Source organism: Pseudodesulfovibrio piezophilus C1TLV30, assembly GCF_000341895.1.
Taxonomy (GTDB): domain Bacteria; phylum Desulfobacterota; class Desulfovibrionia; order Desulfovibrionales; family Desulfovibrionaceae; genus Pseudodesulfovibrio; species Pseudodesulfovibrio piezophilus.
Genome location: NC_020409.1, coordinates 3,062,411 through 3,077,210 on the forward strand (window position 1 = coordinate 3,062,411; position 14,800 = coordinate 3,077,210).

Consider the following 14,800-nt stretch of genomic DNA (forward strand, 5'->3'; position numbering starts at 1 on the left):
GTCAGGGTTGCGCCGTCTGAAGCCGCGCCATCGGAAACAGTGTAGTTGACGGTGATGGTCTCAGATTCACCTGCGGCGAGATAATCATAGCCTGAGGCGTCAAAGGAATAGGTTCCGTCACCGTTGAAAGTTAGGCCATCGGGGATGGTCTGTCCGTCATCGAGGGAATAGGTGAGTTCATCGGATGAGTTGTCCACATCAGAGTCATTGACGGCGACAGAACCTGTCAAAGCTGCTCCGTCTTCCAAAAGAGCGCCGCCGTTGTCATCCACGGCAACCGGGGCGTCATTGATAGGCAGGATGGTAATTGATCCTTCGCCCGAAGTGGAGAGTCCACCGCTGTCTGAGACGGTATAGCTGACTTGAATGTCTCCAAAATAATCTTGATCCGGCACAAACGTCCATTGTCCTGAAACCCCTTCAATCGGGGTGAGCGTACCACCTGAGACCGAAAGTTGTGTCACCGAAAGGAAAGATCCTGGGTCATCCGTGACGTGTTGCAGGATGTCAGTGTCCTTAATGATATAAGGGTTGTCTGCACTGTTCGGCTCGTTATCCTCATTCATAGTCAGCTGAAATTCACTGATGATTTCAGGAGCATTGTTAACGATTTCAGTGGAATCCTGTCCTGCTGTGAGAGGGGTGTCGTTGTCTTCCCCGGCTGAACGAAGAAGATCTCCTTGCCCTTGAATTCTCTCGATACTCCTGAACAGGGCTCCGCTGTCATCTATATATGCGCCGACACCGCTCCCTCCCACGCTCCCGCTGGCGGCAGTCTCAATGGTGTCTCCTGCGGTATTGAAGACAAAAAGATAGACATTACCCGGGACTTCCTCGCCCCCGATCAACTCGAAAACGGGAATATTCCCCTGCTCTGCGGCAACAGCGTAATCTTCGATAACAATGGTCCCGCCATTTTCTGTAGTAATGACCAGGTCGTTGTCGTTGCTACTGAATATAGCGTCGTTGACTTCAAATCCGAATGAAATGACACCATCTGCCGGAAGTGTATATGAAACCGTTTCCTGAGAATTCGCGGGTGGCGCTATGGTGCCACCGTTCGTGAGTTGTATAGATTGCGTATCAGCCATGGGTTCCTCCTAAAAAGTGAGTAGGCTATTCATGTCGGAATTTTTTTCCTGAATTTAAATTAGAATATACGCATGGATGCAAATCAAGTCAACGGTAATTAAGTTAATTAAACTAATGCTTTGTCCTGTGTATAACAGAAAGCAATAAAGTCATACCTGTTGCGAGGCAAGGGGGATTTTGAATTGCGAATAGAAGTGATTATTCGAATGTTATAAAAGTTATTAACAGATACCTGTTTATAACTTGACGAGGGCGGATTTTGTTTTCCCCGACAATAATAAGATGTTTTAAATCACAATATGTTGTAATAATGATATTTTTTATGTAAATAGAAAAGATTATCATTTTTGGGCATCAAAGTGCGCACAAATTGCCATAGGGCGTAAAGTGAGTAGCCTCCTTATGCACAAAAGCTTTCATGTTTGTGCATGACACTTTCGAGTGCCTTGGTCACTTGAAGGTGCCTACTTCCCTTTTATGGCTCTACTGGTAAAAGAGGAAGACAAGGTAGGTTTTTGATCAAGCAAAAGGAGAACTCATGTTCCAGTTTGAAGTTGATTCGGAGTTATGTATCGGTTGTGGCGAGTGTGCCGCTGACTGTCCTTATTCTGTAATAGAAATGGTCGATGACTTTCCCACAATCAGTGAGGAGAAATCGAAACAATGTATTGAATGTCAGCACTGTCTTGCAATTTGTCAGCCGGGCGCGCTGTCTATATTCGGTCTTGATCCTGCTCAATCCATGGCTCTGCCTGGAAAGCCGTTGGACCCTGCCGAATTGGAACTGCTGATGTTGGGCCGTCGCTCCATCCGGCGGTATAAGGATGAACCGGTCAATCCGGCTTTGCTCGATTCCATCTTGGAAGTTGTGCGTCATGCCCCTACGGCAGTGAATCAGCGCGGAACGGTGTTGACCGTGGTGGAAGACAAAGAAGCCATGGATGCTCTGCGGACTCGGATCTATGATGCCTTGCGTCAGAAAAGGGATGCCGGAGAATTGCCGGAAGAGATGAAGTTCTTTGCAGGAGTCGTCAAAGCGTGGGATGCAGGGAAAGATATCCTTTTCCGGGGAGCACCGCATTTTCTGGTTGTTTCCAACCCGGCTGATTCTCCAGCACCCGTGGCTGATTCTCTTATTGCCATGAACTATTTTGAGCTGTTGGCGAGCGCTCATGGCATAGGGACTGTATGGGATGGGCTGGCGAAGTGGGCCTTGACCATTGTTGTTCCTGAGGTCGCATCCATGCTCAATATCCCGGACAATCATGAAATAGGCTATATGATGGCGTTTGGCATGCCTGCTATCAGGTATCATCGGACTGTCCAGCGTCCTGGTGGTGTCGTTAATAAGGTCACGGTTGAAAAATCAAAGTGATGATTCTTCCTGAGAACCGTTCGTGAAGGAAGAAAAATGGGTAGGGCCCTGAGAAATCCTCCCTCGGGGCCCTCCGGTTTGAGTGTTGTAGACAGGACAGTTATTTAGTAGAAATGAACCATATCCCGTCCCATCTTGCAGGCGGAGAGGCGGCTAGTTCAGCGCATTTGTCGCGGTATCGGGATGAAACAGGATCGGTTTCGGCAAGCGAAGAGAAGACCCTGAATGCTCGATTGAAGTTTCCTGCATAGAAAAAAGCAAGGCCTTGCTCAAATCTTTTCAGTCGTTTCTCCCCATGTGCCCGTTCCTGCAAACTCAGCGGCGCATGGATCGTGACAGGTTCCTGCTTCCCAGGGACGATGACACGCGATATTTCTCTGAGCAAGATCGTGTTATCAAGAAGGTCCCGCGTTGTTTGGGAGATCAGAGTTGTTGTCCCGAATTGCTTGTTGATTCCTTCCAATCGGGCCGCAATATTGACCGAATCGCCCATGGCTGTGTAGTCGAATCTCGTGGATGAACCGAAGTTGCCGACCACAGCCGGGCCAGTATTAATACCTATTCGTACGTGGAATTCATGGCCGGTTCGTATTGCGAGCCCGGGCCGCATGGTTGCCAGCTTTTTCTGGCAGTCGATGGCGGCCAGAACAGCTCGTTGCGCATGGTCGGGCTGATTCAGGGGCGCGTTCCAGAAAGCAACGATACCGTCACCTTCATATTTGTCTATAGTTCCACCTAATTCCTGAATGGTTTCGGTCATTGCAGTGAGGTATTCATTGGTCACCGCTGTCAGGTCTTCGGGTTCCATACTTTCGGCAATGGAGGTGAATCCCACGAGATCGGCAAAGAAGATTGTAAGGGATTTTCTTTCTCCTCCCAATGAGAGGCGGCTTGGGTCCCTGAGAAGCTGTTCAATGACATTCGGGCTGAGGTATTGGCTGAAGGCGGATTTGATGAAATTTCTTTGTCGGCCTTCAGTGATATATTTGATCGTCCCCGCGATTAATATTGAGAAGACGCATGCCGTGAGTTGCAGTGTCAGCCCGAACCAGAATCCCATGCGGTATAGAATGAAAGAAAGCGTCATCGGAGCCGAGAGAATGACGAACGATGCAGCTGATGACATGAGCGTGGTTCGAAACTCCATGACCCCCATGGCCGTCAGGATACCAAAGAGGACGGCTGCAACCGTATTGGCTGTTTGACCGACCGGGTGTATAAAATCGCCTGAGAGTATATTGTCGAGAACTGTTGCATCAATTTCTATACCAGGAAATTTGTTTCCCACGGGAGTAGACCGTAAGTCGTAGAGGGCTGGGGCTGAAACGCCAAACATGACGTGTTTGTTTTTGAATTCCGTCGGATCAATAAGCGGGGCCTTCCCTTCAGCAAGGTTGTACCGGCTCTCCATGATATCAGCTGCTTTGTATGTCTTGAAAGTCCCTTTTGGCCCTCTATAGTTGATAATAGCCGATCCTTGTTCATCTGTGGGGATATTTTTGCCCAAAAGAGTGACTGATCTGGAATGAAATTGAAGTGGAGTGGAACTGCTTTCGAAAGTTGCTATTGCCAGTGGGAGTGAAGGGACCAATTTGTGGTCGAAAAGAACGAAAAGAGGTGCCCGTCGCAATATTTCATCAGGGTCGGCAGTGATATTGGCGTTGCCGATAGTGGTTCCTTCTGTCAGGTCCGGTATTGGAAAAGTGGCAACATTTGAACCGTCTGATCGTATCGTTCCTATTGATTGCAACGTGGGAAGCGGGATCGATTGCGGCCATGATTCATCAGAACCGTCCAATTTGGCAAAGTCACCTGGAAGAATGGCACGGCCAAATTGTTTTAAAGCAAAGCTGAGGGTTTCATCATCTCTGGAGCCATAGACTGACGGATCGTTGAAAATGACATCCAGAGTGAGAGAAGAGGCTCCTGCCAGTCGACAGAAGTCAATGATGGGGACATACGCTTTGCGAGGCCAGGGCCATGTGTAGCCGAATTGCTGTTGCGCCCGATTCAGGGAGTTTCGATCCAGAAGGATCAGCCGGATTTCCTCTGTGGTGGCGCTGGGTTTGGCTAAAATTCGTGCACGCAGGTCAAAGGTGAGAGCTTCCCATGAATCAAGAGCGCCTGTTCCCCATAAGCTTAGAGCTATTAAAGCGCCAATCAGGCCAGCACCGAGTCCGGCCAGCAGTCGTTTTATCCTGGGAGTCAAGTTGTTGCCTCCGGTTATTAATAACCCGTTCTTTTCGCGAGAGAATCAAGCCTTTTCATCAATAATTGTTCGAGCCATAGTCTGGTCGGCTCGATTGTACGAACTTTCCCGCTGTTGCATGAGCGTGTCATTGCTCAAATGGTAGATGAATTATATTGTGAATTGGAGCGGGGCGAGATTCCAAACCCATTTCATGCCATATGTCTTCCAGTTTTTCTTTCAGCAGAGGATTTTTGTATCAATTGCATCTTATCCGCTCTTTTATATTGACAAGATTCGAGTCATTCTGCAAATTAACTCTCCCAACAGCGTGGGGCTGTAGCTCAGTTGGGAGAGCGCTTGAATGGCATTCAAGAGGTCGTGGGTTCGATTCCCTCCAGCTCCACCACAAGAAAGTTAAGGGTTTCAAGTGAATACTTGGAACCCTTTTTTCGTGCCTGATGGCGGATTTCAGGAATATGTCCGCTATGTGTCCGCCGCTTCCGACCGACTGTTTTCGGTGCCGGTCATGGCGTAGCGCGCGGCCAGACGATCTTGCGGACCGTCTTCCAACACGCCTTCAAGGTGGCTGTACCGGTCCGTCATGCGCAGGGTCTTGTGCCCGATCATGACGTTGGTCTCCTTGAGCGTGCAGCCTGCCTTCAGCATGTTCGTGCAATAGGTGTGGCGGTGATCGTGGAAGTGCAGGTCGTCGAAGTCGTGGTCTTTGCACAGCCCTTCCCACGCGGCCTTGATGGACCTGAACGGGGTGCCGTCCATGTTGCCGATTACGAAATCGCCCTTGGTCGCCACGCCCCGTTTTTCTCGGTGTCGGGTCACATGCTCCAAACGAGCTTCGAGTGCTTTGCGGGTGCGGGGCATAATCCGGTGGGTTCGGGTCACCCCGTTTTTGGTGCGGTGGAACGTGATGTGGTTTTCCGCAAGGTCGACATTGGCCCACTTGAGGCTGAGGACTTCCTGGGTGCTGCACCCGTGCTCGACCGCCAGCAGGATCGCCAGGGGCAAGTAGTGCTTCGCCCTGCGCTGATGGGCCGCTGCCAGCAGCTTCTCGATTTCGAGGGGCTTCTGGGCCTTCTTGCGCTCACTGGCCTTCTCCGACAAGTATGGGATGTCCCGCGCAATGTTTTTTTCGATCAAACCCTGCTTCGCGGCCTGTGCGAACACTTGCTTGATGACAAACAATCGGCGGTTCGCCAACACGTTGCAGTTCTTGCCTTTTTCGCCCTTGGCCACAAGCTTCGCCTTGGTCTGTGCGGCGATGCCGATGCGGTAATCTCGAATGGTCTCCTCCTTGAGGTCATGGAGCAGGGTGTGCTTCCATCCCTTCAGGACCGGGGCCAGCAGGTAGCCGTACCCGGCATGGCTCGCCTGGGATATCTTTCCTTCCCCGAGCTTTCGGTCCCATTCGTCCCGACACAGCAGGGCAGCTTGCCCAAAAGTGGGCAGGGACTGCTGCTTCGGTTGCCGAGTTTCCTTGGTCGGCAATCTGCCACTGTCGAGCAGGGTGCGAAGCCGGTTGGCTTCTTCCTGGGCCAGGTCTTTCCGTCTTAGCGTCTTGTGGTATTCCTTCCTGTCCGTTTCCGGGTTGTTGAAGTGAATGACGTACGCTTTTCCCTTTTTCAGCGAACGGGTCGCGATGGTGACAGTAGCCATAAGCTATTCTCCCTTCGGACTGTTCGCCGCCAAGCTTCTTCGATTTTCAATGAACGCTTGCAGGTCTGTTTTCAGAACCAGCTTTCGTGATCCTATCGCGATATGACCCAAGGCGCCAGACTGAATCAGACGCGAAATGGTCGCACGGTGGACCCGCAAAAAGCAGGCGACTTCCCTGATGGTCAAAAGAGTCGATGCATCGGACATGGTGTGGTTCTCATAGGAACGGAACGTAAAGCCTCCTACCGCCGTAGCGTACCCGTTTCCACTTCCCCTTCGGTTGAAGTTGCTCGTCAAAACTCAGCCAACAGTCCAGTTTGACACCGTAGGAGAAATAAAAGTCAAACGTCGGAAGGGGGCTCGGAGAGAAAAGAATGAAAAAAAATGAAGCCCCGCACTAAAAGGCGGGGCTTCTGCTAATAGGAACTGCCAAGATAGGCGTTCGATACGTCACGTCTTCCGGCAGAATGTCCTGCCGTGTCTTCGATCTCATCACGTGCTTCATTGTCGAGCCGGGGCCATTTTTCCCCGGCGGCATCGTATGCTGCTGCTTGAAACACCTGAACGTCGTCGTGCTGGTTGGGCGGTTCAAAGCCAGTATGCTCCACGTATATTTGGTGGAAGCGCTCGTGACGGAGACCGTGCAGGGTTCCCCCTGCGTCTTTGCCGGTCAGACCGTGTTTTCTGGCCGCATAGTCCAACCGATGCAGCCAGTTGTCGCCCATATGCTCGGGCATGAGGTTGTTGACGCCTTTCCTGTCTGAAGGGGACACATATTCCTGCGCCCGTTCAAGGGCTGCTTCTTGCATGGGCGACAGGTTGAGCAAGGCTCTTGGTCTGCCGCCTTTGGTCCCGTACTGGACAAGCAGACTGTGCTCGTCGCGATTCCAGTCATTGGGCAAGTCCAGCTTGGCCGATTCTTCCCGACGCAGCCCGAGCTCATACATTAGCTCGATTTGTGCCGCTGCCCGACCCGCCTGCGGATACGACGTGTCGTTCCGCATGCGGGTCAGGGTGTCTTGGATGACTTCCGGGCTCACTGCACGGGATGTCGCATTGGCGATAGACCCGCGTCTGACCCCGAAGATCGCGTTGTTCTTGCTGATGTGGTTATTTCCGTATGCACGGCAGATATGGCGCGCGGCGCTGAAGACTTCGGCAATCCTGCCGTCACCCACGCCGTCCGCACGCATGGCGTCCGCCACACGCTGGAAATGTTTGTTGGTCACCTTGGTCCACTTCTGGGCTCCCAGGTTCGCCTGGCGCAAGACCTTGACGAAATGTTGGGCCGTCTGGCGGATTCGGTGCTGTTTCGATTTCGGGCCGGACAAGGTTGCCCGGTTGATCCCATACTTGAGGCTGTCGGATTTTCTCATTGGAATTCTCCTTCCGTTAAAGGTTCGGGGCAACGCCCCGGGGCCAAGCAGATCGGACTTTTCCCGTTATCCGGGAAAGACCTGCCTGTGGCGGTAACCCCGCCACGCATCACCAGCTAAGGGAAGAATGAATGCCCGTTTCCCATTGGAAGAAGATTCCGGAAGACCCAGTCAATAAGGGATGCTGCCCCGCAAGTGCTAGTCTTGCGGATTGGATGGCAGCCGTAGGGGAAGTACGGCAATGACAAGCGTAGATACTTGTCATTCCACCATCGGCGGGTGCTGCGTTACAGCCTGCGTGTTTGGATTTGGAAATGGCCGTTTGTTTGGAAAACGGTGCGTGGATCGTTGAAGCACAAGGCTTCGTCATGCGTCATCAGTTCGGACTTCGTCACGAACTTATGACGCGCATGAATGCGTTTTACCTCCTTTGGGTTACGGAATTATCCGGTGGATATGCCCAACCATATGACGCCGCAAAACCCTCGCGCAAGGTCCGGCGGCAGGGTTTCTGCCCCTCCTGCCGATTTTGCCGCGAGCGTGACACAAGCAGTCGCCGGGGCAAGACCAAGCCCTGCGGGCGGACGCTTCGCGGTCCGGCCTTGCCCCGACGACTTTGCTTGCGTCGAGATTATCGCAGGCGACGGCGAGAGGGATGGCGGGTTTGACTCAGGCTCAAGGGATTTCCTTGGCAAAGCTTGAGGAATACTATTCAGTACTAGCTCATGAAGAAGGTTGAAAGACAGCTGGCGAGGTACTCATTAACCTTCTGCGAGAGCCGCTTAACCCCCAGGATATCCGCCAAGTCCCGGACTCGGTCTTTGCTCATCACAAGCTCAGGATGGTCAGCTATAAGCCCGAATAGTTCGTGGCGCGAGATGTCTGTGACGGCTCTACCTTCGATGGTCCTATAAGGGACCTTTTCCTGATAAGTTCCAGGTGACCAGATAAAAGTCGTCTTACCTTCCTTGCGGAGTTCATTTTTGCCGAGGCAGGTGTCGATTTGCTGCCGGATGTTGGCACCGGTTCTTTTCCAGCCGTGGGCTTTGCAGATAGTCCGGGCCAGTCGGTCGGCCTCAATGGGGCCTTCTTTCTCTACCAGATAGTCGATCAGTTGACAGAGAATCGGTGTGTATCCGGCATCGAAGAAACGGTCCGCATCCGGTTGGACGGGCCATTTGATAGGCGAGATATTACTTGAGACCGTCGAATCCTCCACCCCGGTTGATTTGGCATATTTTGAGTGTTGATCTGGTGGTTCCAGATCAGAATACGGAAGCTCAAGTTCATTGCTTACATTGGGAAGCTTGACTTGTCTTGAAACCCGAGGCTGCAAAACATGCTCTTCTTCCGGTTGTGATTTCATGGTTTCCGCAACAAGCTCTTCGGGCACCTCCCTCCATTCCTCTTCTTGCTCGGATTGTTCTTTGGCCTGGGCTTCTAGTGCCTTCTCCTTTTGGCGGGAGTTTTCGAGAAGCTCCTCAAGTTCTGTATGAACCCGTTTGAGCGCTTCCGTAGGAGTCATGAACCAGTCTGTTGACCATATGCGGATGATGTTCCACCCGAGGTTACATAGGACCGTCTCACGGATTTTGTCTCGATCCCGTGCGCTTGCGGAACTGTGGTAGGTTGCGCCGTCACACTCAACGCCCGCCAGGTAGGCACCTGCGTGATCGGGATGGACCACGCCCAGGTCGATTCGGTAATCGGAAACACCGATTTGAGGTCGTATCTCCCAGCCCTTGTCTTGAAGAGCGGACATGACGGCTTCTTCAAACGGACTCTCCGCATCACCAACGGAATCACCCCTACCCGCACCGCACGGGAGCGCTATCGGGCCTCGCTTGGCGTAGTCAAGAAAGGTCTTGAGATGGGCCACGCCAAGGGCCTTGGTCCGCGATGTGTCGATGTCATCGGCCTCAATTGATGAGAAGACATGCATTTCGGATCGGGCGCGCGTTACGGCGACGTTTAGGCGTCTTTCTCCTCCATCCCGATTGAGCGCGCCGAAACTCATTGACATTTTGCCTCCATTGTCTCTTCCGAAGGTAATGGAGAAGCACATGATGTCCCGTTCGTCGCCCTGAATGTTTTCCAGGTTCTTGACGATGACCGGTTCTTCCCGATTTTCGCTGAAGAACCACTCGAGTTTCGGGTTGGAGCGTCGGGCCTCGTCAAAAAGATTGAGGATCAGTTCCTGTTGCTGAATGTTGAATGTGATGACGCCGAGGGTCGGTCGCGTCTCCTTTGGGAGTTGTAGCCAGCGTTCCAGTCGTGACCTGGCAAACCCGACGATTTCTCTCGCTTCCGTGATGTTGGTACGGCCCGTGCCTCTCGCATACGCGCCGTCGCTTTTGTGAAAAACAAGGGCATCTGATTCTGTTTTGGGCGAAGGGAAGGTGATGAGCCTACCACCATAATAGTGATGGTTCGAGAACGAGATCAACGACTCATCTCGGCTTCGGTAATGCCAGTTCAATTGGACTTCCGGCAGGCCAGCCGCACTGGCTTCTTCGAGAATACTGGGCAGGTCTTTTTCATATTCGGCAAGGTCTTCCTCGTCCTCGTCATCGGTACGGCCGAAGAAGTTGGTGGGTGGCAACTGTTTCGGGTCGCCCACGATGATGGATTGTTTGGCCCTGGCAATAGCCCCGACCGCATCCCACGTCGTGATCTGGGAGGCTTCATCGAAAATGACCACATCAAATTGAGTCTGGTCAGCGGGAAGGTATTGAGCCACTGAAAGCGGTGACATGAGCATGCATGGTGCCAGCTTCGTGAACACGGTTGGCGTGTTTTCGAGCAATTTACGGATGGAAAGGCTCGGCCGTTGCAGCCCAAGCTGGTGCCTCAATGTTCCCAATTCCGAGCGGCGAGGGACGCTATCCCTGGCGGGAAGCCCATGCGATGTCTTAATCAATACCTGATTCGAGGCCATTTTTTGAACGGCTTCGTCCCTCTTGCGAAACTCTCGTATCAAATCTTCATGGGACCATTTGCGGAAGCCACGAAGCTCAGAACTGGCGTCTATGACGAGGGGCAACCACCAATGGAAATATGCCACCCGGAAATCCAACTTGGCGTTTTCGATCTGCCCGGTTGGTAGTGCCTTCAGAAACGGATCAAGGCCCAGTGCCCGTGCTTCCTCTCTGACCGCCACCCAACGGACCCAATCCGCCAGTTGTGTCTTGTGGGCAATCAAATGTCGTAGGTTCGTTTCAAGGGACTCTATCGACGGGATATGCAGCTTTCCTTTGGAGTGAACAGCGTAGGCATCACAGGCCGATTTGAATTCCCTGAGCGCTGAATGAAATGCCGTTGCCAGGCGTTCGGCGTCAGGTTGTTGCTGCCCGTGATTGAGCAGGGAGTCCAATGCGGCTCCAAACTGCTGGGCATCAGAGGCATAACGCCGAACATCGGCGAGCGCTTGTTGCAGATCCCCAGCACCTTTGAGATATTCCAATACGTTGGAATGGTCGGTTTCTTCGTTTCGAAATACCGGAAGCCCTGCCAGCTCGCTCAGGTCGATGGTTTCAATGTTGTTTTGGATTTCCCGCAGGGGAATTATTTCCGAAGCGACATCCACCTTGCCGTCCGCTGCATAGCTTTGGAGAAGTTTGCCGATTCGCCTGCGCCCGAAGGCCGAGAGTGGCCACATTTTGGCATTTGCCTCGCGCCATTGACGGTCGATGTCGTCCACGGGGATGCGTTTCAGTTCGGCGTTTTCGTAGCTAGCCGTGAGGTTCGACCGGGCCTGGCGAATGATGGTGATGGCGGCGGCGAGAGATGCCGCGGCTTCTTCCAAACGGCCCAATTCCGCATCGACGACCTTGCTGTAGTCCTGCCCGGAAGCGATCCGGCAAACCTCATGGAATCGATTGAGTTGCTTTATGCGCTCAAGATTTGTTTCCTCAGCGTTTGGTAGCCCTATCTTATGCGCCAAGGCGTCGGCGGTTTCCTTGAGTTGGGGAATAGTAGCCAAAATTGATTCGGCGTGTTCAATCAGACTGTTTTGCCAAGAAAACGTCCATTCCTCAGCGTCGATGCTGTCGAATCCCTTGCAGTCGCGGACAATGGCGTGAATTCTGTCCGCGCGTATTGCGGTCTCCTCAAGCCTGGCGAACATGCCCGGATCGTGCGCATTGAGATTGTCGAACGTGAGAGTGAACCGTGGGCGATGTCCGGCGACAACGCCGATGGCCTGGAAAACACTGAAGCCGTGGCTACCAGGTGCATGAAGTTGTTCCACATACCTGTTGAGTTGGTCTCTTGCCGCCTCAAGTTGGCTTGTTGCACGGTCCCAGGAATCCGTCGCATATTTTTCACTACGTTCCCAAGCGGCTCCCAGTTGGGCCAGAACACGTTTCCTGTCGGATTTATTGGAGTGGAGTTCAAGGCAGACGTCGCCAAGCCCGTATGCCTTCAATCGGCGGTAAACCACGTCCAGCGCCGCTGATTTCTCCGCCACAAAAAGAACGCGTTTCCCCACGGAGAGGCACTGGGCGATCATGTTGGCGATTGTCTGGCTTTTCCCTGTGCCGGGAGGGCCGATGACAACGAAGTCGTGTCCGTTCATGGCCGCAACAACGGCAGCCAACTGGGAGCTGTCGGCGGGAAGCGGAGTCAGCAGGTCATGCAGGGGGATCTTTTTGTCGATCTCGTTGGGCAGGGGAAGACAGGGGCCGTCACACGCTTGGACAAAAGGAGTCTCGGGCGAGTCTATGAGATGTTTGACAAGCCGGTTGTTTCTCAGGTCCTCGGTTCGGTCGACCAAATCCTTCCACATGAGATACTTGGCAAAAGAAAACGTGGAAAACGCCGCCTCCTCCTCAACAACTTCAAATCCTGGGATGTCCCGCACGGCCTGGCGCATGAGCGAGAAGACCAAAGGGACGTCGATACCTGATTCGTCTTTTGGGAGCTCTCCTTCCAAGGACGGGACCCTGAGTCCGAAATCCCGCTGCAAGAATTGAAGGAGGGTCGAGTTGATGCGGATGTCATCCTCATGGTGTGCAAGATAAAAATCCGATTTCGCCGAACGGCGTTTCAGGGAAACCGGGAGCAGGAGGATGGGGGCTCGATACAGCGTCGGGTCGTTTTCCGTTTTCTTCCACCTGAGGAAGCCCGCCGCCAGGTAGAGGGTGTTGGCGCCGCCTTCCGCGAGTTCGCTGTTAGCCTTGCGGAAAAGCGTGATCAGCCGGTTGCGCATCTCGTTTCCGGTAAGGTCGATACAGAGCTGCTTGCGCTCCAGGGCATCCTTGGCGAACTCTTCATGGATGTCTTTGCCGTATTGTTGTTGATACAGTTCCGGATCCCGTGCGCCGACAGGATTTTCATCCTTGAGGGATATGACCCGGAAGCGGCTTCCGTCCGCCAGCATGTCTTCCAGTCTCGGAAGATCCGGGCACAAGACCGGGATGGTCTGCTTGGTGTCCTTGAAGTTGAGGAGGCGATTTCGAAGGGTCAGGTCAAGGAGTTTTCGTTGCCAGCGGTCTATCCTGTCCTGAGGTGTCTGGGGCGTTTCGTCGATGACTTCACCCGGCAACATGCCGAAGTCCGGTTCCGGCGGGAGAGCCGCCGGGGCAACTTCCTCTGCGGCTTCCTTTGATGATTCTTCGACATGATGGGCAGCGAGGGGAGTGACACCTGCAAAACGAGCCCTGCGGATGTCCACGGCACGCTTGAAGTCGATCTCGTATTTTTCGTTGAGTTTCACCCTGGCATTCTGAACTGCCTGGGTGAAGCCAGCGACGGGGCGACTTGTTACCAAGGTCGTTTCAAATGCCTCGAATTCACGCGCCGCGATGGCTTTGCGGAGTTCGACGACATCCGGTTCTTCAATGGAGGGCAGGGGCTTGTCCGCAAGCCAAACGCCCGTAAAGGCGTGTCCCTTGGTAAAGATAATGACAGGGTTGAGCCCCGCCGCTTCAAGCGCACCAGCAAATAGCAGCGAGCTGTCGAGGCAGGTGACCAACCCCTCGTCGTGTATTCTCCGCGGCCCTCGGACCTTCTGCCCTCTGGATTCAAAAGAGGCGGGAGGCTGCGCGTAACTCAGGGCCTTTTCGGTGATGGCCGACCATATGCCGGCAGCAAGCATGTACGCCCGTTTGGGGTTTTGATCCTGGTACCCGTTGAGCGCCCCGTTGTGACCACCCTTTTCCAGGAGTATACTTGCCCGTTTGCAAACTTTTGCGACAACGGGATCGTTCGGCGAGACAAACGCGGCGAGGATGCTGGCCATTTCGCCCAAGCCGCCCCATTCGTCTCGCGCCAGAAGCCTGATGGGCAGAATCTGTTCGCCCAAGGCCGCCTCGTTCTGGCGAAGCCGGAAGGTCAGTTGTCCACGCTCAGCTTCGTTGAGCCCATCGAAAAAAGCGAAGTCGTATTCCAATCGCAAGTCGGAGAGGGATATGTCGCTATTGGCATGTATTCTGTCGATGGTCCAAGTCTTGTTCCGGCAAAACGGAGGGTGAGGAGTGAGCTCCAGGGTGATATTCTCAACAGGCACATCCGAGGTGTTGCGGATTTGGATGCTACGCAGGATTGGAACCGAATTTTGCGCGGAGGCAAAATTGATGCATTCGGCTGCGGATATTACCAAAGTGAGCGTGCTGTTCGTATTCATGTCACTGCCTCGAATTCATCAAGATACGTTTGAATTTTCGTTTTCCGTTGGAGTTAATCAATACACATTATAGAAAGGGTTGAAAAGAAGCGGACGCGAAGCATACTCAATATGCGGCATTGGCACGATATGCTCAGTGACGGATGATGCTTATCGACCATCTGCCGCCTTTGCTCATTGGTCACTTCCGAGCGAAGGCCTTTTGTAAAAAATCATTCTCGATTGTGAGCTGTCCGATCTTTGCGTGCAGCTCCTTGAGATCGTTTTCTTCTTGGCTCTTGCGGCTCTGAACTTTGCCGGAAAAACCAGCAGCGATTAGTTCCTTGGCTTGCTTTTTTCAAGTCGAGACTTGATTGGGGTGAATTTTGTACTTGCTGGCCAGCTCTGAGAGCGTCATCTCGCCCGATAATGCATCAAGCGCAATCTTGGCCTTGAACTCTGCTGAAAAGCGTCTTCTCTTGGACATTGCT

At 53.0% G+C, this 14,800-nt stretch carries 9 protein-coding genes and 1 tRNA gene; 3 read left to right on the forward strand and 7 right to left on the reverse strand.

The window, feature by feature from the left end:
• On the reverse strand, window positions 1-1,091 hold a 1,091-nt coding region (locus tag BN4_RS14220), incomplete at its 3' end, for a cadherin-like domain-containing protein (protein ID WP_015416105.1).
• Window positions 1,092-1,630: 539 nt separating this feature from the next.
• Here BN4_RS14220 and BN4_RS14225 point away from each other — a divergent pair.
• Window positions 1,631-2,467 (forward strand): nitroreductase family protein, encoded by an 837-nt coding sequence (locus BN4_RS14225; RefSeq protein WP_015416106.1) that lies wholly within the window; start codon window positions 1,631-1,633, stop codon window positions 2,465-2,467.
• 100 nt (window positions 2,468-2,567) lie between these two features.
• Here the strand turns inward: BN4_RS14225 and BN4_RS14230 are convergent, their stop codons facing one another.
• Window positions 2,568-4,676, reverse strand: coding sequence for a CHASE2 domain-containing protein (locus BN4_RS14230; RefSeq protein ID WP_015416107.1), 2,109 nt, complete (start codon window positions 4,674-4,676; stop codon window positions 2,568-2,570).
• A 312-nt stretch (window positions 4,677-4,988) separates the two neighbouring features.
• Between BN4_RS14230 and BN4_RS14235 the strand changes: the two genes are divergently transcribed.
• A tRNA-Ala gene (locus BN4_RS14235) sits at window positions 4,989-5,064 on the forward strand.
• A 77-nt stretch (window positions 5,065-5,141) separates the two neighbouring features.
• Here BN4_RS14235 and BN4_RS14240 read toward each other — a convergent pair.
• The 3 genes from BN4_RS14240 to BN4_RS14250 form a co-directional block, all read right to left on the reverse strand.
• Complete coding sequence (locus BN4_RS14240) at window positions 5,142-6,329, reverse strand: integrase (protein WP_015416108.1); 1,188 nt, start codon at window positions 6,327-6,329, stop codon at window positions 5,142-5,144.
• A 3-nt stretch (window positions 6,330-6,332) separates the two neighbouring features.
• Window positions 6,333-6,536, reverse strand: a complete 204-nt coding sequence (locus BN4_RS14245) for a helix-turn-helix domain-containing protein (RefSeq protein WP_041720425.1) — start codon at window positions 6,534-6,536, stop codon at window positions 6,333-6,335.
• Between the two features lie 209 nt (window positions 6,537-6,745).
• Entirely contained in the window at window positions 6,746-7,705 is a 960-nt protein-coding gene (locus BN4_RS14250; protein ID WP_015416109.1) for a site-specific integrase, read from the reverse strand.
• A 314-nt stretch (window positions 7,706-8,019) separates the two neighbouring features.
• On the opposite strand from BN4_RS14250, the gene BN4_RS14255 reads away from it, so the two are divergent.
• Entirely contained in the window at window positions 8,020-8,373 is a 354-nt protein-coding gene (locus tag BN4_RS14255; protein WP_157871414.1) for a hypothetical protein, read from the forward strand.
• A gap of 50 nt (window positions 8,374-8,423) precedes the next feature.
• Here BN4_RS14255 and BN4_RS14260 read toward each other — a convergent pair whose 3' ends face one another.
• Both BN4_RS14260 and BN4_RS17830 read right to left on the reverse strand, forming a co-directional pair.
• Complete coding sequence (locus BN4_RS14260) at window positions 8,424-14,330, reverse strand: DUF3320 domain-containing protein (protein ID WP_015416110.1); 5,907 nt, start codon at window positions 14,328-14,330, stop codon at window positions 8,424-8,426.
• A 337-nt stretch (window positions 14,331-14,667) separates the two neighbouring features.
• On the reverse strand, window positions 14,668-14,796 hold the full coding sequence (locus BN4_RS17830; RefSeq protein ID WP_157871416.1) for a transposase: 129 nt from the start codon (window positions 14,794-14,796) through the stop codon (window positions 14,668-14,670).
• Window positions 14,797-14,800 lie beyond the last annotated feature (4 nt).